Source organism: Shewanella eurypsychrophilus (assembly GCF_007004545.3).
Taxonomy (GTDB): Bacteria; Pseudomonadota; Gammaproteobacteria; order Enterobacterales; family Shewanellaceae; genus Shewanella; species Shewanella eurypsychrophilus.
Window position 1 is genome coordinate 5548584 of record NZ_CP045503.2, and the last position, 14605, is coordinate 5563188.

The 14605-nt window shown below is 44.8% G+C and carries 10 protein-coding genes and 3 rRNA genes; 7 read left to right on the forward strand and 6 right to left on the reverse strand.

The window, feature by feature from the left end; translation table 11 throughout:
* The first annotated feature begins 43 nt into the window (after positions 1 to 43).
* From glnA to FM038_RS23830, 7 genes are all read left to right on the forward strand, one after another.
* Positions 44 to 1453 carry a glutamate--ammonia ligase gene (gene glnA, locus FM038_RS23800; RefSeq protein ID WP_142873491.1) on the forward strand — a complete coding sequence of 470 codons (1410 nt, stop codon included), beginning with the start codon at positions 44 to 46 and terminating at the stop codon, positions 1451 to 1453.
* Positions 1454 to 1635: 182 nt separating this feature from the next.
* The gene (locus FM038_RS23805; RefSeq protein ID WP_142873490.1) at positions 1636 to 2856 is read left to right on the forward strand and encodes a dicarboxylate/amino acid:cation symporter; all 1221 of its coding nucleotides are present in this window, start codon (positions 1636 to 1638) and stop codon (positions 2854 to 2856) included.
* 169 nt (positions 2857 to 3025) lie between these two features.
* Positions 3026 to 3328, forward strand: coding sequence for a hypothetical protein (locus FM038_RS23810; RefSeq protein WP_142873489.1), 303 nt, complete (start codon positions 3026 to 3028; stop codon positions 3326 to 3328).
* Between the two features lie 206 nt (positions 3329 to 3534).
* A complete protein-coding gene (locus FM038_RS23815; protein ID WP_142873488.1) occupies positions 3535 to 4074 on the forward strand; it encodes a DUF4124 domain-containing protein in 540 nt (179 codons plus the stop codon).
* Between the two features lie 124 nt (positions 4075 to 4198).
* Complete coding sequence (glnL, locus tag FM038_RS23820; protein ID WP_195873162.1) at positions 4199 to 5254, forward strand: nitrogen regulation protein NR(II); 1056 nt, start codon at positions 4199 to 4201, stop codon at positions 5252 to 5254.
* 39 nt (positions 5255 to 5293) lie between these two features.
* Positions 5294 to 6703, forward strand: a complete 1410-nt coding sequence (glnG, locus tag FM038_RS23825; protein WP_142873487.1) for a nitrogen regulation protein NR(I) — start codon at positions 5294 to 5296, stop codon at positions 6701 to 6703.
* A 364-nt stretch (positions 6704 to 7067) separates the two neighbouring features.
* On the forward strand, positions 7068 to 7280 hold the full coding sequence (locus FM038_RS23830; RefSeq protein ID WP_142873486.1) for a hypothetical protein: 213 nt from the start codon (positions 7068 to 7070) through the stop codon (positions 7278 to 7280).
* Here the strand turns inward: FM038_RS23830 and rrf are convergent.
* The 6 genes from rrf to FM038_RS23860 form a co-directional block, all read right to left on the reverse strand.
* Positions 7269 to 7384 (reverse strand): 5S ribosomal RNA (rrf, locus tag FM038_RS23835). The genes FM038_RS23830 and rrf overlap by 12 nt on opposite strands.
* Positions 7385 to 7533: 149 nt before the next feature.
* Positions 7534 to 10438: ribosomal RNA gene (locus tag FM038_RS23840) — 23S ribosomal RNA — on the reverse strand.
* Positions 10439 to 10756: 318 nt separating this feature from the next.
* A 16S ribosomal RNA gene (locus tag FM038_RS23845) occupies positions 10757 to 12303 on the reverse strand.
* The 16S, 23S and 5S rRNA genes sit together here, the layout of an rRNA operon.
* Positions 12304 to 12981: 678 nt before the next feature.
* Complete coding sequence (locus FM038_RS23850; protein ID WP_142873485.1) at positions 12982 to 13551, reverse strand: TlpA family protein disulfide reductase; 570 nt, start codon at positions 13549 to 13551, stop codon at positions 12982 to 12984.
* Complete coding sequence (gene nrfF / locus FM038_RS23855; protein WP_142873484.1) at positions 13548 to 14027, reverse strand: heme lyase NrfEFG subunit NrfF; 480 nt, start codon at positions 14025 to 14027, stop codon at positions 13548 to 13550. Before nrfF ends, FM038_RS23850 begins: the two co-directional genes overlap by 4 nt.
* A complete protein-coding gene (locus FM038_RS23860; RefSeq protein ID WP_142873483.1) occupies positions 14024 to 14578 on the reverse strand; it encodes a DsbE family thiol:disulfide interchange protein in 555 nt (184 codons plus the stop codon). Before FM038_RS23860 ends, nrfF begins: the two co-directional genes overlap by 4 nt.
* Positions 14579 to 14605 lie beyond the last annotated feature (27 nt).

Sequence of the window (14605 nt, forward strand, 5' to 3'; positions counted from 1 at the left end):
AAATAAATAAGGGTTAACCCTTTACCCTACTCGGAGACTTAGAATGTCAGCTGAATCAGTTTTACAACAACTCGAAGAATTAGAAGTTAAGTTTGTTGATCTACGCTTTACCGATACAATAGGTAAAGAGCAACACGTTTCAATTCCTTCTCATCAAGTCGATGCAGACTTTTTTGAAGACGGTAAGATGTTTGATGGCTCATCAATCTCAGGTTGGAAGGGCATTAACGAATCAGACATGGTTTTGATGCCAGATGCTGCCAGCTTTGTACTTGACCCTTTTACAGCAGAAACCACAGCTAACATTCGTTGTGACATTTTAAATCCAGGTACTATGACGGGTTACAATCGTGACCCTCGCTCAATCGCTAAGAAAGCAGAAGAGTATTTACGCTCTACAGGTATCGCTGACACTGTATTGATTGGCCCAGAGCCAGAGTTCTTCCTTTTTGATGATGTTAAGTACGGCGCTGACATGTCTGGTTGTTTCTACAAGGTTGATGCCGAAGAAGCTTCTTGGAACTCAGGTACTAGCTATGAAGGTGGCAACACGGGTCACCGTCCAGGTGTTAAAGGCGGTTACTTTCCTGTAGCTCCTGTTGATTCTTCACAAGATCTACGTAGCGCTATGTGCCTTGTACTTGAAGAGATGGGCCAAGTGGTTGAAGCTCATCACCATGAAGTAGCAACAGCTGGTCAAAACGAAATTGCGACTCGCTTTAATACGCTAACGCTGAAGGCCGATGAAGTTCAGGTACTTAAGTATGTTATTCATAACGTCGCACACGCTTATGGTAAGACAGCGACCTTTATGCCTAAGCCAATTGTTGGTGACAACGGTAGCGGTATGCACGTTCACCAGTCGCTTGCTAAAGACGGTGTTAACCTTTTCGCCGGTGACAAGTACGGTGGATTAAGTGAAATGGCTCTGTTCTATATTGGCGGAATTATCAAGCATGCGCGTGCAATCAACGCTTTTTCTAACCCATCGACTAACTCTTATAAGCGCCTAATTCCACACTTTGAAGCGCCTGTAATGCTTGCTTACTCAGCGGCTAACCGCAGCGCTTCTATCCGTATTCCAATGGTACCAAGTGCTAAAGGACGTCGTATCGAGTTAAGATTTGGTGATCCGATGGCTAACCCATACTTAGCCTTCTCTGCAATGCTAATGGCTGGCCTTGACGGTATTCAAAACAAGATCCACCCAGGTGAAGCGATGGATAAAGATCTATACGATCTTCCACCAGAAGAAGCGGCTGAGATCCCAACAGTGGCAACTTCACTTGAAAATGCACTCGAGTGTCTTGATGCTGACCGTGAATTCCTGACTCGTGGCGAAGTATTCAGCAACGATTTCATCGATTCATATATCAAGCTTAAGACTGCTGATGTTGAGCGTGTTAACCAAACCACTCACCCAGTTGAATTCGAGCTTTACTACAGCTTGTAAGCTCGCAAATTCATAGAGCAGTATTACCGCTGACTCGATTGAATAATCTGAAACCCTAGCCAAGTGCTAGGGTTTTTTATTTCTCTAAGAGTCAAATTTGACTCCACTTACAGCCTTGGTTACTTTTACAGCAGTCTTCTTGTTAATCATTCAACGATTAATACATATAAATGGATTCTTGCATGTGGAATATACTCCAGCCCTATCGTTCTTCAATCATCTTACTCGCCGCACTTTTTTTAGGTGGTTTACTGGGTATTTTACTTCCTGATATTGCACTGAAGCTTAAGCCTATTGGGCAAATTTTTCTCAACTTACTGTTTATGATCATCGTCCCCTTAGTCGCTATCAGTGTGACCTCTTCCATCGCCCGTATGACAGATTTAAAGAAGCTAGGCACCATACTTATCGCAGTTTTGTTGGTTTCAATTGTCATGGCAATTATCCCTGCTGCAGGGATAATCGCTTTGGCCTCTATATTCGATCCGGCTCAAGGGGTTGTGATCAACTTAGAGCAAGCAATAGAAACAGGCTCAGGTAAAATGGACTTTGTCAGCTTACTTACCACCAATGACTTTGTCGGCTTACTATCCAAATCTAACATTCTTGCCCTCATCATCATGTCGGTAATATCAGGTATCGCCATAGGTCAGTCGGGTAAAGATGGCGAAAAAATTTCGGCGATGCTGGATTGCCTGAACACCGTGGTATTGAAGATTGTATCGATTCTAATGCTTGTAGCCCCTGTTGGATTGGGGGCTTTTTTCGCATCGACTATGGCCAGCCAAGATACTCAACTGCTCACGACTTTTGCCCGTGCTATTGCGTTATTCTTCGCCGCAGCAGCCATCTATTTTACCTTAGGGAGTTGTTTCTACGCTTGGCTAGGTGGTGGAGTCAAAGGAATCAAAGTATTTTGGCTCTACGCTTTAGTCCCTTCTATTACAGCCTTAGGAACCAGTTCCTCTTTAGCGACACTGCCAGTCAACATTCGAGCGGCCAATAAAATGGGGATCAGAGAGGATATTGTTGATATATGTTTGCCCCTATTAGTAAACTTTAACAAGGGAGGTGCATCCATGACGACAGCGTTGAAAATTGTCTTTATATACTCTCTGTTAGGTTTAGAGTTCACCCCCGAGATATTGGCAGTTACCCTTCTTATCTCCGTATTATCGGCATTTATTATTGGCGGTGTGCCTGGAGGGGCATTTCTAGGGGAGATATTTATTGTCACAACTCTTGGATTACCCATAGAAGTGATCCCTATTTTAGTCATTATTGGCGCAATTACCGATGCTCCAGCCACGGTAATTAATGTAACCCATGACCTCAATGCGACTCAAATCATTGAACGATTGAGCGGTAAACGCCATCATGCTATCAGCGAAACAGGCGGCTAGATTCAGCTTACAGACCATATCCTAAACCTTTACAAAGTTTATTTAGCGATCACTGAATAAGCTTTATTTAAACAGAAGGTTATGAGCAGTAAATACTAGACAGTTCAAAAAATATACCTTAAGTTGCAATTGTGACACAGATCACATTTACGATGAAAAGGACTCTAGTATGAAAAAAATATCCTCTGCAGTACTGCTCAGTGCAGGCATTTTATTTTCAACAGCAAGCATCGCCAGCATGAATGGCATTGTTGAATGCAACGACTGCTCACAAACAAGATCACAACTGACGGCGAACGAGTTTAAAGGCGAAAACGTGTTTGTTGTAGACTTCGTTAATCGTACTGCACAAAAGTATATTGTTGAAGGTAAAGATACTGCACAGCTTACCAGCATGACTTTAGGCGAGCTTAACCGTATCAATCAGAAGTATGATTATCGAAAGGCACACTTAAGAGCCGTTAAACCTTAAAAGGTTATTATCAGTCAGGCCTTCAGATTTTCAGATTTTCAGATTTTCAGGCCTGAGTTTAAGCTGTCATCAACGACCGCTACTGTGAATATGACATTCGATTAGCTATAACAATAGAATAATAATCTAGAATTATTTACTTGTGATTTTTGATGAAAAAAAAGCTAACCTTGTAGGGCATACAAATATGTAACAAAGGAACTTTTATGCGTTGTGTTGTCATCATTTTTCTACTGTTTTTTACTGTGCTAGCTCATTCGGCCGTATACAAATGGGTCGATGAAGATGGCAAAGTTCATTATTCAGACAAGCCTGTAGAAAACTCTGAAGCTGTTGAATTTAAAAGTAATACTGAAAACAAAATTAAATTGCAGATCCCTGTAAGCATCGACTCTGGCACAGCGAAAGAAGATTCAACTCCGTCATATGAGTTAGTCATTACCTCTCCTACAGAAGAACAAACCATTAGAGATAATGAAGGAAATATCTCCATTATGGCGACGATATCGCCTGACTTAGCGGCTAAACATCGGTTAGTACTACTGATGGACGGTATCATAGTCGGTGATCCCCAAAATACACCGATATTCAAGCTTAGAAATATCGATAGAGGAGAGCATAGCTTCGAAATCAAAGCTATTGCACAAAACGGCAAACAACTTGCATCTACATCACTAAGAACAATATTCCTTCACAGATCAATTATTAGTCGCCAAGCAACACCAAGTCCTTTAAGTGGAAATTAATAGAAAGTAGATTTTTATTAGTTAGTTAGCTTAGATTAATATTAGCAGTTGAACTGAGAAGAGTATTGCACAGTGCACCAACTTGGTGCACCATGATGGTGCATCGAATTCGCTGGGAGTACTAATGGATCTTAAACACCTTTTCAATAACCTTGTTACTGCAGTCATGGTCATAGATGTCGACCTAAGGCTGTGTTACGCCAACTCGGCAGCAGAGCAGTTACTAGGTATAGGTAGCCATCGCTTAACAGAGCACTCTCTTGCTGATAACTTTCAAATTATTGGTATTAGCACTGAGTTACTCAGTAATGCTTTAAGAGACAATCAAGGGCTGACAGTCAATACAGCTCCCTTGGTAACACTAGATAATCAGCACCATACTGTTGATATTACTTTTACCCCGCTCGAACAAGAACAAGGTCTGGGCTTACTAGAGCTTAGACAAGTCGATCAGCAACGTCGCATCCATCAACAGCTAACATTAGATGCTCAACAGCAAGCAGCTCAATATTTAGTTCGCAATTTAGCTCACGAAATAAAGAACCCCTTAGGCGGGCTTAGGGGGGCTGCACAACTACTTTCCCGCGAATTACACGATCCTGAGTTGAATGAATTTACCGACATGATAATAGAGCAAGCAGATCGATTAAGAAACTTGGTTGATCGATTGCTGGGCCCACAACGACCTAGCCAACATTCATTACAAAATATTCATCAGGTCATTCAAAAAGTACTGAAGCTGGTCACTATGGCTTTACCAGATAATATCAAGTTAAAACAAGATTATGACCCATCCATACCTGATATAAATATGGACTCTGAGCAGTTACAGCAAGCAGTGTTAAACATTGTTCAAAATGCAATTCAAGCACTCGAATATGCTCATTTTGATACAGAAAAACAAATAACAATAAAAACCCGAACTCAGCACCAAGTCACCATAGGCACCAAGCGTCACAAAATAGTCATAGCTCTATCTATTATCGATAATGGGCCAGGCATCAAACCTGAACTCATGGATACCCTATTTTACCCAATGGTGACAGGTAGAGATCAAGGGTCTGGCTTGGGTTTATCGATCTCACATAACTTTGCTAGGCTGCATGGTGGAAGGATCGATTGTCAATCGAAGCCGGGGGAAACTGAGTTTACTATTTTACTGCCAATACAAAGCAAGTAATCGAACAAGAATAATTTAAGTTCATCAGGGGAAACAAGTATGACGGAGCAAGTGTGGGTACTCGATGACGATAGTTCGATCCGTTGGGTTGTTGAAAGAGCATTAAAAGGTGCCAAAATATCCTCAGCAAGTTTTGCCGCGGCAGAATCCTTGTGGCAGGCATTGGATCAGGCGCAGCCAAAAGTAATTATCTCTGACATACGCATGCCAGGCACTGATGGTTTAACCCTATTAGAGAGACTGCAGACACACTATCCGAATATACCAGTGATCATAATGACTGCACATTCTGACTTAGATAGCGCAGTCAGTGCTTATCAGGCTGGCGCATTTGAATACTTACCTAAGCCCTTCGATATAGATGAAGCTGTCGCCCTGGTTGAAAGAGCCCTGACTCACTCAAATGAGCAAACCATCGCACCAGTCGAAGATATACAAGTAAAGGCGCCAGAAATAATAGGTGAAGCCCCGGCGATGCAAGAGGTCTTCCGCGCAATAGGCCGCTTATCCCGTTCATCCATTAGCGTGCTTATTAATGGCCAATCAGGGACAGGTAAAGAATTAGTCGCTAGCGCACTACATAAGCATAGCCCACGAAAAGATAATTCTTTCATTGCCATTAATATGGCTGCAATACCTAAAGACTTGATTGAGTCTGAATTATTTGGACATGAGAAAGGGGCTTTTACCGGTGCAGCGGGAGTTAGGCAGGGGCGATTCGAACAGGCAAACGGTGGTACTCTGTTTCTCGATGAAATTGGCGATATGCCATTAGATGTACAGACCCGATTATTACGTGTGTTAGCAGATGGTCAATTTTATCGAGTCGGTGGCCACTCACCAGTACAAGTCGATGTTAGAATTATCGCAGCAACGCATCAAGATTTAGAGCAACTGGTTCAAAAAGGTGATTTTAGAGAAGATCTCTATCACAGGCTGAATGTGATACGGGTTCATTTGCCACCTTTATCCCAAAGGCGAGAAGACATACCTCAACTAGCTAGGCACTTTTTAAATTCTGCAGCCAAAGAGATCTCAGTAGAAGTCAAAATACTCACGCCAGAAACAATTGAAAAACTAACTCAGCTGCCTTGGCCAGGTAATGTACGTCAACTAGAAAATACCTGTCGCTGGTTAATGGTCATGGCATCCGGGCAAGAGATATTACCCCAAGATCTCCCGCCTGAACTTTTAAAAGAACACAACCAAGCTAAGTCCCAATCATCAGGAGAACCATCAGATTGGCAAGGATCGTTAAAGCTTTGGATTGCTGAACGCCTTAGTGCTGGCGACAATGATCTGCTAACCGAAGTGCAACCCGCATTTGAGCGCATATTACTGGAAACAGCGCTGGCCCATACCAATGGCCATAAGCAAGAAGCCGCTAAACGACTCGGTTGGGGACGTAATACTCTCACCCGCAAACTCAAAGAGCTCTCGATGGATTAACAATCTCTCCCCTAAATGACTCAAGCCTACTGATTAGAGTAGGCTTTTTTATGCCTATAGCATAGAGACGAAACGGGTTATTTGAATCCGTAATCTTTGGCTTTCGTAGATATCTGGATCATGACAGGCGCCTTTGTTAAGGTTTTAAAAGCTCCTGCTTCGAAGCTATTCCGCCGCTGAGCGGTCAGGCTCTCCAGTTCGACGACTACGTCGCCTCTCGCTACAAAGTAGATGAATGCTTCGCATCCAAAGCGCGACATCTCTACCCCCATGTGTTCAGCCTTCGGCAAGTATCATGTCCATTCCAAGCTGGGCCATGGCCAGCTACGCTAAAGCTTCGCGCTAACCCACATGGATGTGGGAAATGCAGAAAGTACATGGAGCAACTTTCTGCCATAAACACATCGCTATTGCGATATTCGCCCTACTATCACATGAAATGAATCTCACTGCGTTCGGACTTTCTATTTCCCCATGCTCGTTCGGTCATCTTTCCAGGCTAAAACGAAAAAAGCCCGTTGCGTTAGCAACGGGCTTTATCGACTCTCTTTACGAGAAATTAGGCGCCTGGAAATGACCTACTCTCACATGGGGAGACCCCACACTACCATCGGCGCAATTGCGTTTCACTTCTGAGTTCGGGATGGGATCAGGTGGTGCCACAATGCTATGGTTTCCAGACTAATTTGGCAAAATTTCGAAAGCTGGCGATTCAGATGCATTAACGCGTCTAAATCGCAAAAATAATTGGTCTAACTTAAATCAAATACGTATTCTTTTGTTCTTATGAAGTAACACACACATTAACTACACAAACCCATCTGGGTTGTATGGTTAAGCCTCACGAGTCATTAGTACAGGTTAGCTCAACGCCTCACAACGCTTACACACCCTGCCTATCAACGTCCTAGTCTCGAACGGCTCTTTAGAGGAATTAAATTCCTAGGGATGACTCATCTTAGGACTCGCTTCCCGCTTAGATGCTTTCAGCGGTTATCGATTCCGAACGTAGCTACCGGGCAATGCTATTGGCATAACAACCCGAACACCAGCGGTTCGTCCACTCCGGTCCTCTCGTACTAGGAGCAGCTTCCTTCAATCATCCAACGCCCACGGCAGATAGGGACCGAACTGTCTCACGACGTTCTGAACCCAGCTCGCGTACCACTTTAAATGGCGAACAGCCATACCCTTGGGACCGACTTCAGCCCCAGGATGTGATGAGCCGACATCGAGGTGCCAAACACCGCCGTCGATATGAACTCTTGGGCGGTATCAGCCTGTTATCCCCGGCGTACCTTTTATCCGTTGAGCGATGGCCCTTCCATTCAGAACCACCGGATCACTATGACCTACTTTCGTACCTGCTCGACGTGTATGTCTCGCAGTTAAGCTGGCTTATGCCATTGCACTAACCGTACGATGTCCGACCGTACTTAGCCAACCTTCGTGCTCCTCCGTTACTCTTTGGGAGGAGACCGCCCCAGTCAAACTACCCACCAGGCACTGTCCTCAACCCCGATTCAGGGGCCAGAGTTAGAACATCAAAACTACAAGGGTGGTATTTCAAGGTTGACTCCACAAAAACTAGCGTCTCTGCTTCAAAGTCTCCCACCTATCCTACACATGTAGGTTCAATGTTCAGTGCCAAGCTATAGTAAAGGTGCACGGGGTCTTTCCGTCTAGCCGCGGGTATACGGCATCTTCACCGCAATTTCAACTTCACTGAGTCTCGGCTGGAGACAGCGTGGCCGTCATTACGCCATTCGTGCAGGTCGGAACTTACCCGACAAGGAATTTCGCTACCTTAGGACCGTTATAGTTACGGCCGCCGTTTACCGGGGCTTCGATCATGAGCTTCTCCGAAGATAACCCAATCAATTAACCTTCCGGCACCGGGCAGGCGTCATACCGTATACTTCCTCTTGCGAGTTTGCACAGTACTGTGTTTTTGATAAACAGTTGCAGCCACCTGGTATCTGCGACTGCCAGCAGCTTAAGGAGCAAGTCCCATCACCGCCGGCAGCGTACCTTCTCCCGAAGTTACGGTACCATTTTGCCTAGTTCCTTCAGCCGAGTTCTCTCAAGCGCCTTGGTATTCTCTACCCAACCACCTGTGTCGGTTTGGGGTACGATTCCTACTAACCTGAAGCTTAGAAGATTTTCCTGGAAGCATGGCATCAACTACTTCATCCCCTTGGGGACTCGTCATCAACTCTCAGCTTTGCAATTTAATGCGTTCACCCGGATTTGCCTAAGTGAACAGCCTACAGCCTTAAACGCGGACAACCAACGCCGCGCTAGCCTAGCCTTCTCCGTCTCTCCATCGCAGTTAGTAGAAGTACGGGAATATTAACCCGTTTCCCATCGATTACGCCTTTCGGCCTCACCTTAGGGGTCGACTTACCCTGCCCTGATTAACATTGGACAGGAAACCTTGGTCTTTCGGCGAGGGAGTTTTTCACTCCCTTTATCGTTACTCATGTCAGCATTCGCACTTCTGATACCTCCAGCGTGGGTTACCCCTTCGCCTTCAACGGCTTACAGAACGCTCCTCTACCGCTTGCTAGTAAACTAGCAAACCCATAGCTTCGGTGTATTGCTTAGCCCCGTTAAATCTTCCGCGCAGGCCGACTCGACTAGTGAGCTATTACGCTTTCTTTAAATGATGGCTGCTTCTAAGCCAACATCCTAGCTGTCTAAGCCTTCCCACATCGTTTCCCACTTAGCAATAACTTTGGGACCTTAGCTGATGGTCTGGGTTGTTTCCCTTTTCACGACGGACGTTAGCACCCGCCGTGTGTCTCCCGTATAGTACTCATTGGTATTCGGAGTTTGCAAAGGGTTGGTAAGTCGGGATGACCCCCTAGCCTTAACAGTGCTCTACCCCCAATGGTATTCGTACGAGGCGCTACCTAAATAGCTTTCGAGGAGAACCAGATATCTCCGAGTTTGATTGGCCTTTCACCCCCAGCCACAAGTCATCACCGCATTTTTCAACATACGTGTGTTCGGTCCTCCAGTTGATGTTACTCAACCTTCAACCTGCCCATGGCTAGATCACTCGGTTTCGGGTCTACACCTTGCAACTAAACGCGCAGTTAACACTCGGTTTCCCTACGGCTCCGCTATTCGCTTAACCTTGCTACAAAATGTAAGTCGCTGACCCATTATACAAAAGGTACGCAGTCACGGTCTCAAGGACCGCTCCCACTGCTTGTACGTATACGGTTTCAGGTTCTATTTCACTCCCCTCACAGGGGTTCTTTTCGCCTTTCCCTCACGGTACTGGTTCACTATCGGTCAGTCAGGAGTATTTAGCCTTGGAGGATGGTCCCCCCATGTTCAGACAAGATGTCACGTGTCCCGTCCTACTCGTTTTCATCTATAGTTAGTTTTCATGTACGGGGCTATCACCCTGTGCCGCTGAGCTTTCCAACTCATTCCACTAACACCCTATAGACTTAAGGGCTAATCCCCGTTCGCTCGCCGCTACTAGGGGAATCTCGGTTGATTTCTTTTCCTCCGGGTACTTAGATGTTTCAGTTCCCCGGGTTTGCCTCACATACCTATGTATTCAGTATGTGATACTCACTTATGTGAGTGGGTTTCCCCATTCGGATATCGTTAGCTCAAATGCTTGTTACTAGCTCGCCAACGCTTTTCGCAAGTTACTACGTCCTTCATCGCCTCTGACTGCCAAGGCATCCACCGTATACGCTTAGTCACTTAACCATACAACCCACATAGGACTGTATCGCAACTAATGGTGTTTACTTTCGCCAAAAGAATACTCTTGAAGTACATTGCTGCACTTCGGCACTTGATTTAAGTGTTTGAGAACTCAATTATTTTATATTTCGCGCTAATGCTATAAACCACTGCAATTACCGAATCTTACGAATCAGCTTTCACAATAGTCCCTTTCACATTAACACTATCAGCTTTCCAAATTTTTAAAGAACAAACATCACCGTAAAGGCATGTTTCTCGCTCTAACAAGAACAAGTTATCTGTGTGAACACTCAGCAAATATTGAGTTAGTCGTATAGGTAAGGAGGTGATCCAGCCCCAGGTTCCCCTAGGGCTACCTTGTTACGACTTCACCCCAGTCATGAACCACACCGTGGTAAACGCCCTCCCCGAAGGGTTAAGCTATCTACTTCTGGTGCAGCCCACTCCCATGGTGTGACGGGCGGTGTGTACAAGGCCCGGGAACGTATTCACCGTAGCATTCTGATCTACGATTACTAGCGATTCCGACTTCACGGAGTCGAGTTGCAGACTCCGATCCGGACTACGACCGGCTTTGTGGGATTAGCTTGACCTCGCGGCTTTGCGACCCTCTGTACCGACCATTGTAGCACGTGTGTAGCCCTACTCGTAAGGGCCATGATGACTTGACGTCGTCCCCACCTTCCTCCGGTTTATCACCGGCAGTCTCCCTAAAGTTCCCACCATTACGTGCTGGCAAATAAGGATAAGGGTTGCGCTCGTTGCGGGACTTAACCCAACATTTCACAACACGAGCTGACGACAGCCATGCAGCACCTGTCTCACAGTTCCCGAAGGCACCAAGCTATCTCTAGCGAGTTCTGTGGATGTCAAGAGTAGGTAAGGTTCTTCGCGTTGCATCGAATTAAACCACATGCTCCACCGCTTGTGCGGGCCCCCGTCAATTCATTTGAGTTTTAACCTTGCGGCCGTACTCCCCAGGCGGTCTACTTAATGCGTTAGCTTGGGAGCCCAGTAACTAAGTTACCAAACTCCGAGTAGACATCGTTTACGGCGTGGACTACCAGGGTATCTAATCCTGTTTGCTCCCCACGCTTTCGTACCTGAGCGTCAGTCTTTGTCCAGGGGGCCGCCTTCGCCACCGGTATTCCTTCAGATCTCTACGCATTTCACCGCTACACCTGAAATTCTACCCCCCTCTACAAGACTCTAGTTTGCCAGTTCAAAATGCAATTCCCAGGTTGAGCCCGGGGCTTTCACATCTTGCTTAACAAACCGCCTGCGTACGCTTTACGCCCAGTAATTCCGATTAACGCTTGCACCCCTCGTATTACCGCGGCTGCTGGCACGAAGTTAGCCGGTGCTTCTTCTGCGAGTAACGTCACAGCTATAGTTTATTAAACTACAACCTTTCCTCCTCGCTGAAAGTGCTTTACAACCCGAAGGCCTTCTTCACACACGCGGCATGGCTGCATCAGGCTTTCGCCCATTGTGCAATATTCCCCACTGCTGCCTCCCGTAGGAGTCTGGGCCGTGTCTCAGTCCCAGTGTGGCTGATCATCCTCTCAGAACAGCTAGGGATCGTCGCCTTGGTGAGCTATTACCTCACCAACTAGCTAATCCCACCTAGACTCATCTAATCGCGAAAGGCCCGAAGGTCCCCTCCTTTCCCCCGTAGGGCGTATGCGGTATTAGCAGTCGTTTCCAACTGTTATCCCCCACGACTAGGCAGATATCTAGGCATTACTCACCCGTCCGCCGCTCGACAGCGAAAGTAGCAAGCTACCTTCCTGTTTCCGCTCGACTTGCATGTGTTAGGCCTGCCGCCAGCGTTCAATCTGAGCCATGATCAAACTCTTCAATTAAAGTTTTTTTGATGCACTTCCTTTCGAAAATGACATCGGCTCAACGAATTATACTGTTTCACAAACCCGAAAGTTTATGAAGCTTACATATTTTGCTTCTTTGAATTTACTTTCTCGAAAGAAAGTAGAAACCAAAGTTGCTATGGTCACTCAGTAGTTCATTGAGTAAATTTTTGATTGCCTACATTCCGAAGAAAAGAAGGCAATTTCGAATAACTCAACACCTGTGAGTGCCCACACAGATTTCTTGTTTTGAATTGTTAAAGAGCTTGGTACTTGATAGTACCGCCGTTGACGCTAGGCCGTAGGCTTTTACTGACTAACTAAGACGTTTCGTCTTGGCTAGGGAGGCGTATTCTACACTCTCCGTGGTTGGCGTCAAGAGCTTTTAAAAATTAAATTTTTAAGCGCTTACTTGTTGCCCTGACTGGCTTTGGTCTTACTTAGCTTCTGCTTAATAGGACTGGTTTGCCGTGTCAGTGGATGCGCATTATAGGGATGTCAGCCCAGAGCACAAGGGCTTATTTGAAGTTATTTTAAAATAACTAACCGAGTGCATAGTTATCACTCAACAAGACGTTTTATAGTACAAAAACAGCTTAGTGATTAGCCGCTAATGCATTTAGGCAACAAAAAAGGGACCAAAGGTCCCTTTTCTATATAGATGGCAATGATGATTTAAGGTTTATCAATAAAGCTTTGGATAAGCTCAATGGCTTTTTTATCATCCCAGTCAACAAAGGTGCGTACAAAAGCAATGAGTTCACCTTCTTTATTTAGAATAAAGGTGGCAGGTATTGTATCAAGTGGAAATACCTGAGCTAACATCTGCTTTTCATCATAATAAGAAGTGAAATCTTCCATACCTAGCTCTTTTAGGAAAGGTTCTACTTTTTTCTTTCCCTCAAAATCTATAGATATAGGTAAAATTTCAAACTGACTGTTATCAAATTTTGATGACAGCCTCTTTATTGCTGGTAACTCACGGACACATGGCGGACACCAGGTCGCCCACATGTTAACCATGATGACTTTTCCTTTATATTGGCTAAAGTCAACCGGCTCGCCTTTTGCGTCACTAAATGGAACCACTTCGATAGGATAGGTTTGAGGTAACACATTAACCAAATCAATACTCGAAGCTTTACCTTCAGCTTTTTTCTCCATGCCTGGATATGCCATAACAGAAGAAACCGACATCGAAGTAAGCAAACCCAGTATTAACGCTTTAGCACGCCAATGGTTCATTTATCATCTCGCTTAAGCAGCTTATCTAATTCACTCTGCTCTTCAGCGCTAATCTCTACAACTTCAGTAGCGACAATGCGTTGTTTACGAATAAAAATAAAACCAATTATAAATGCAATAATCAGCAAGCCAACAGGTCCTAACCATAACACTAAGGTTTTAGCTTCCATTCTAGGCTTATACAAGACAAAATCACCATAACGGCTAGTCATAAACTCTATAACTTCAGCATCATTTTTACCTGCATCAACCATCTCATAGACTTCAAGACGTAAATCTTGCGCTACAGGAGAGTTTGAATCAATCAGATTCTGATTTTGGCACTGTGGACAGCGTAGAGAATGTGCAAGCCCAAGCGCACGTTTCTGATTTTCAACTGACTTGAATTCATAAGTATCTACTGGTGTTGCATTTACTGCAGTAACGGTTAACGACAGAAGTAACGCAGCCATTATAGTAAAAATAGATTTAATCATGATGCTCCCTCCTGTTTAGCCACTGCTTGTAACTCTTTAATCATAGGTAATAACGTTTCACTCCAAACACGCTGGTCGATTGGGCCTGCATATCTGTAGCGGATAATACCATTATGATCAACCAAGTAGCTCTCTGGAGCACCGTATACCCCTAGGTCTAAACCTAGTCGGCCATCATGATCAAAGATATTCTTGGTGTAAGGATCCCCTTCACGAGTAAGCTCTCTAATGGCCGGACCTCGATCATCTCGATAGTTAATACCATAGATAGGTAAAATATTCTGTCTTGCAAAGCGCATCAAATAAGGATGCTCATACTTACAAGATGGACACCAAGTAGCCCAAACATTAAGTAACGACACTTTACCTATCAAAGTTTCATTCGTGATTATTTCGCTACTATCTTCCAAACGCTCCAGTTGGAAAGCCGGGATCGGCTTTCCTTCTAAGGCAGATTCCAATTGCTGAGGGTTTAGGAAGAGACCTTTATAGAGGAACACTCCCATCACCATCACTAGGATCAGTGGAATAAATAATACTAGCTTTTTCATACTTGCCCCAATTCAAGTTAAGCTGTA

Bases quoted from the DNA above. Each gene is read 5' to 3' on its own strand.
- glnA (WP_142873491.1), top strand. From the start codon at position 44: ATGTCAGCTGAATCAGTTTTACAACAACTCGAAGAATTAGAAGTTAAG.
- FM038_RS23805 (WP_142873490.1), top strand. From the start codon at position 1,636: ATGTGGAATATACTCCAGCCCTATCGTTCTTCAATCATCTTACTCGCC.
- FM038_RS23810 (WP_142873489.1), top strand. From the start codon at position 3,026: ATGAAAAAAATATCCTCTGCAGTACTGCTCAGTGCAGGCATTTTATTT.
- FM038_RS23815 (WP_142873488.1), top strand. From the start codon at position 3,535: ATGCGTTGTGTTGTCATCATTTTTCTACTGTTTTTTACTGTGCTAGCT.
- glnL (WP_195873162.1), top strand. From the start codon at position 4,199: ATGGATCTTAAACACCTTTTCAATAACCTTGTTACTGCAGTCATGGTC.
- glnG (WP_142873487.1), top strand. From the start codon at position 5,294: ATGACGGAGCAAGTGTGGGTACTCGATGACGATAGTTCGATCCGTTGG.
- FM038_RS23830 (WP_142873486.1), top strand. From the start codon at position 7,068: ATGCAGAAAGTACATGGAGCAACTTTCTGCCATAAACACATCGCTATT.
- FM038_RS23850 (WP_142873485.1), bottom strand. From the start codon at position 13,551: ATGAACCATTGGCGTGCTAAAGCGTTAATACTGGGTTTGCTTACTTCG.
- nrfF (WP_142873484.1), bottom strand. From the start codon at position 14,027: ATGATTAAATCTATTTTTACTATAATGGCTGCGTTACTTCTGTCGTTA.
- FM038_RS23860 (WP_142873483.1), bottom strand. From the start codon at position 14,578: ATGAAAAAGCTAGTATTATTTATTCCACTGATCCTAGTGATGGTGATG.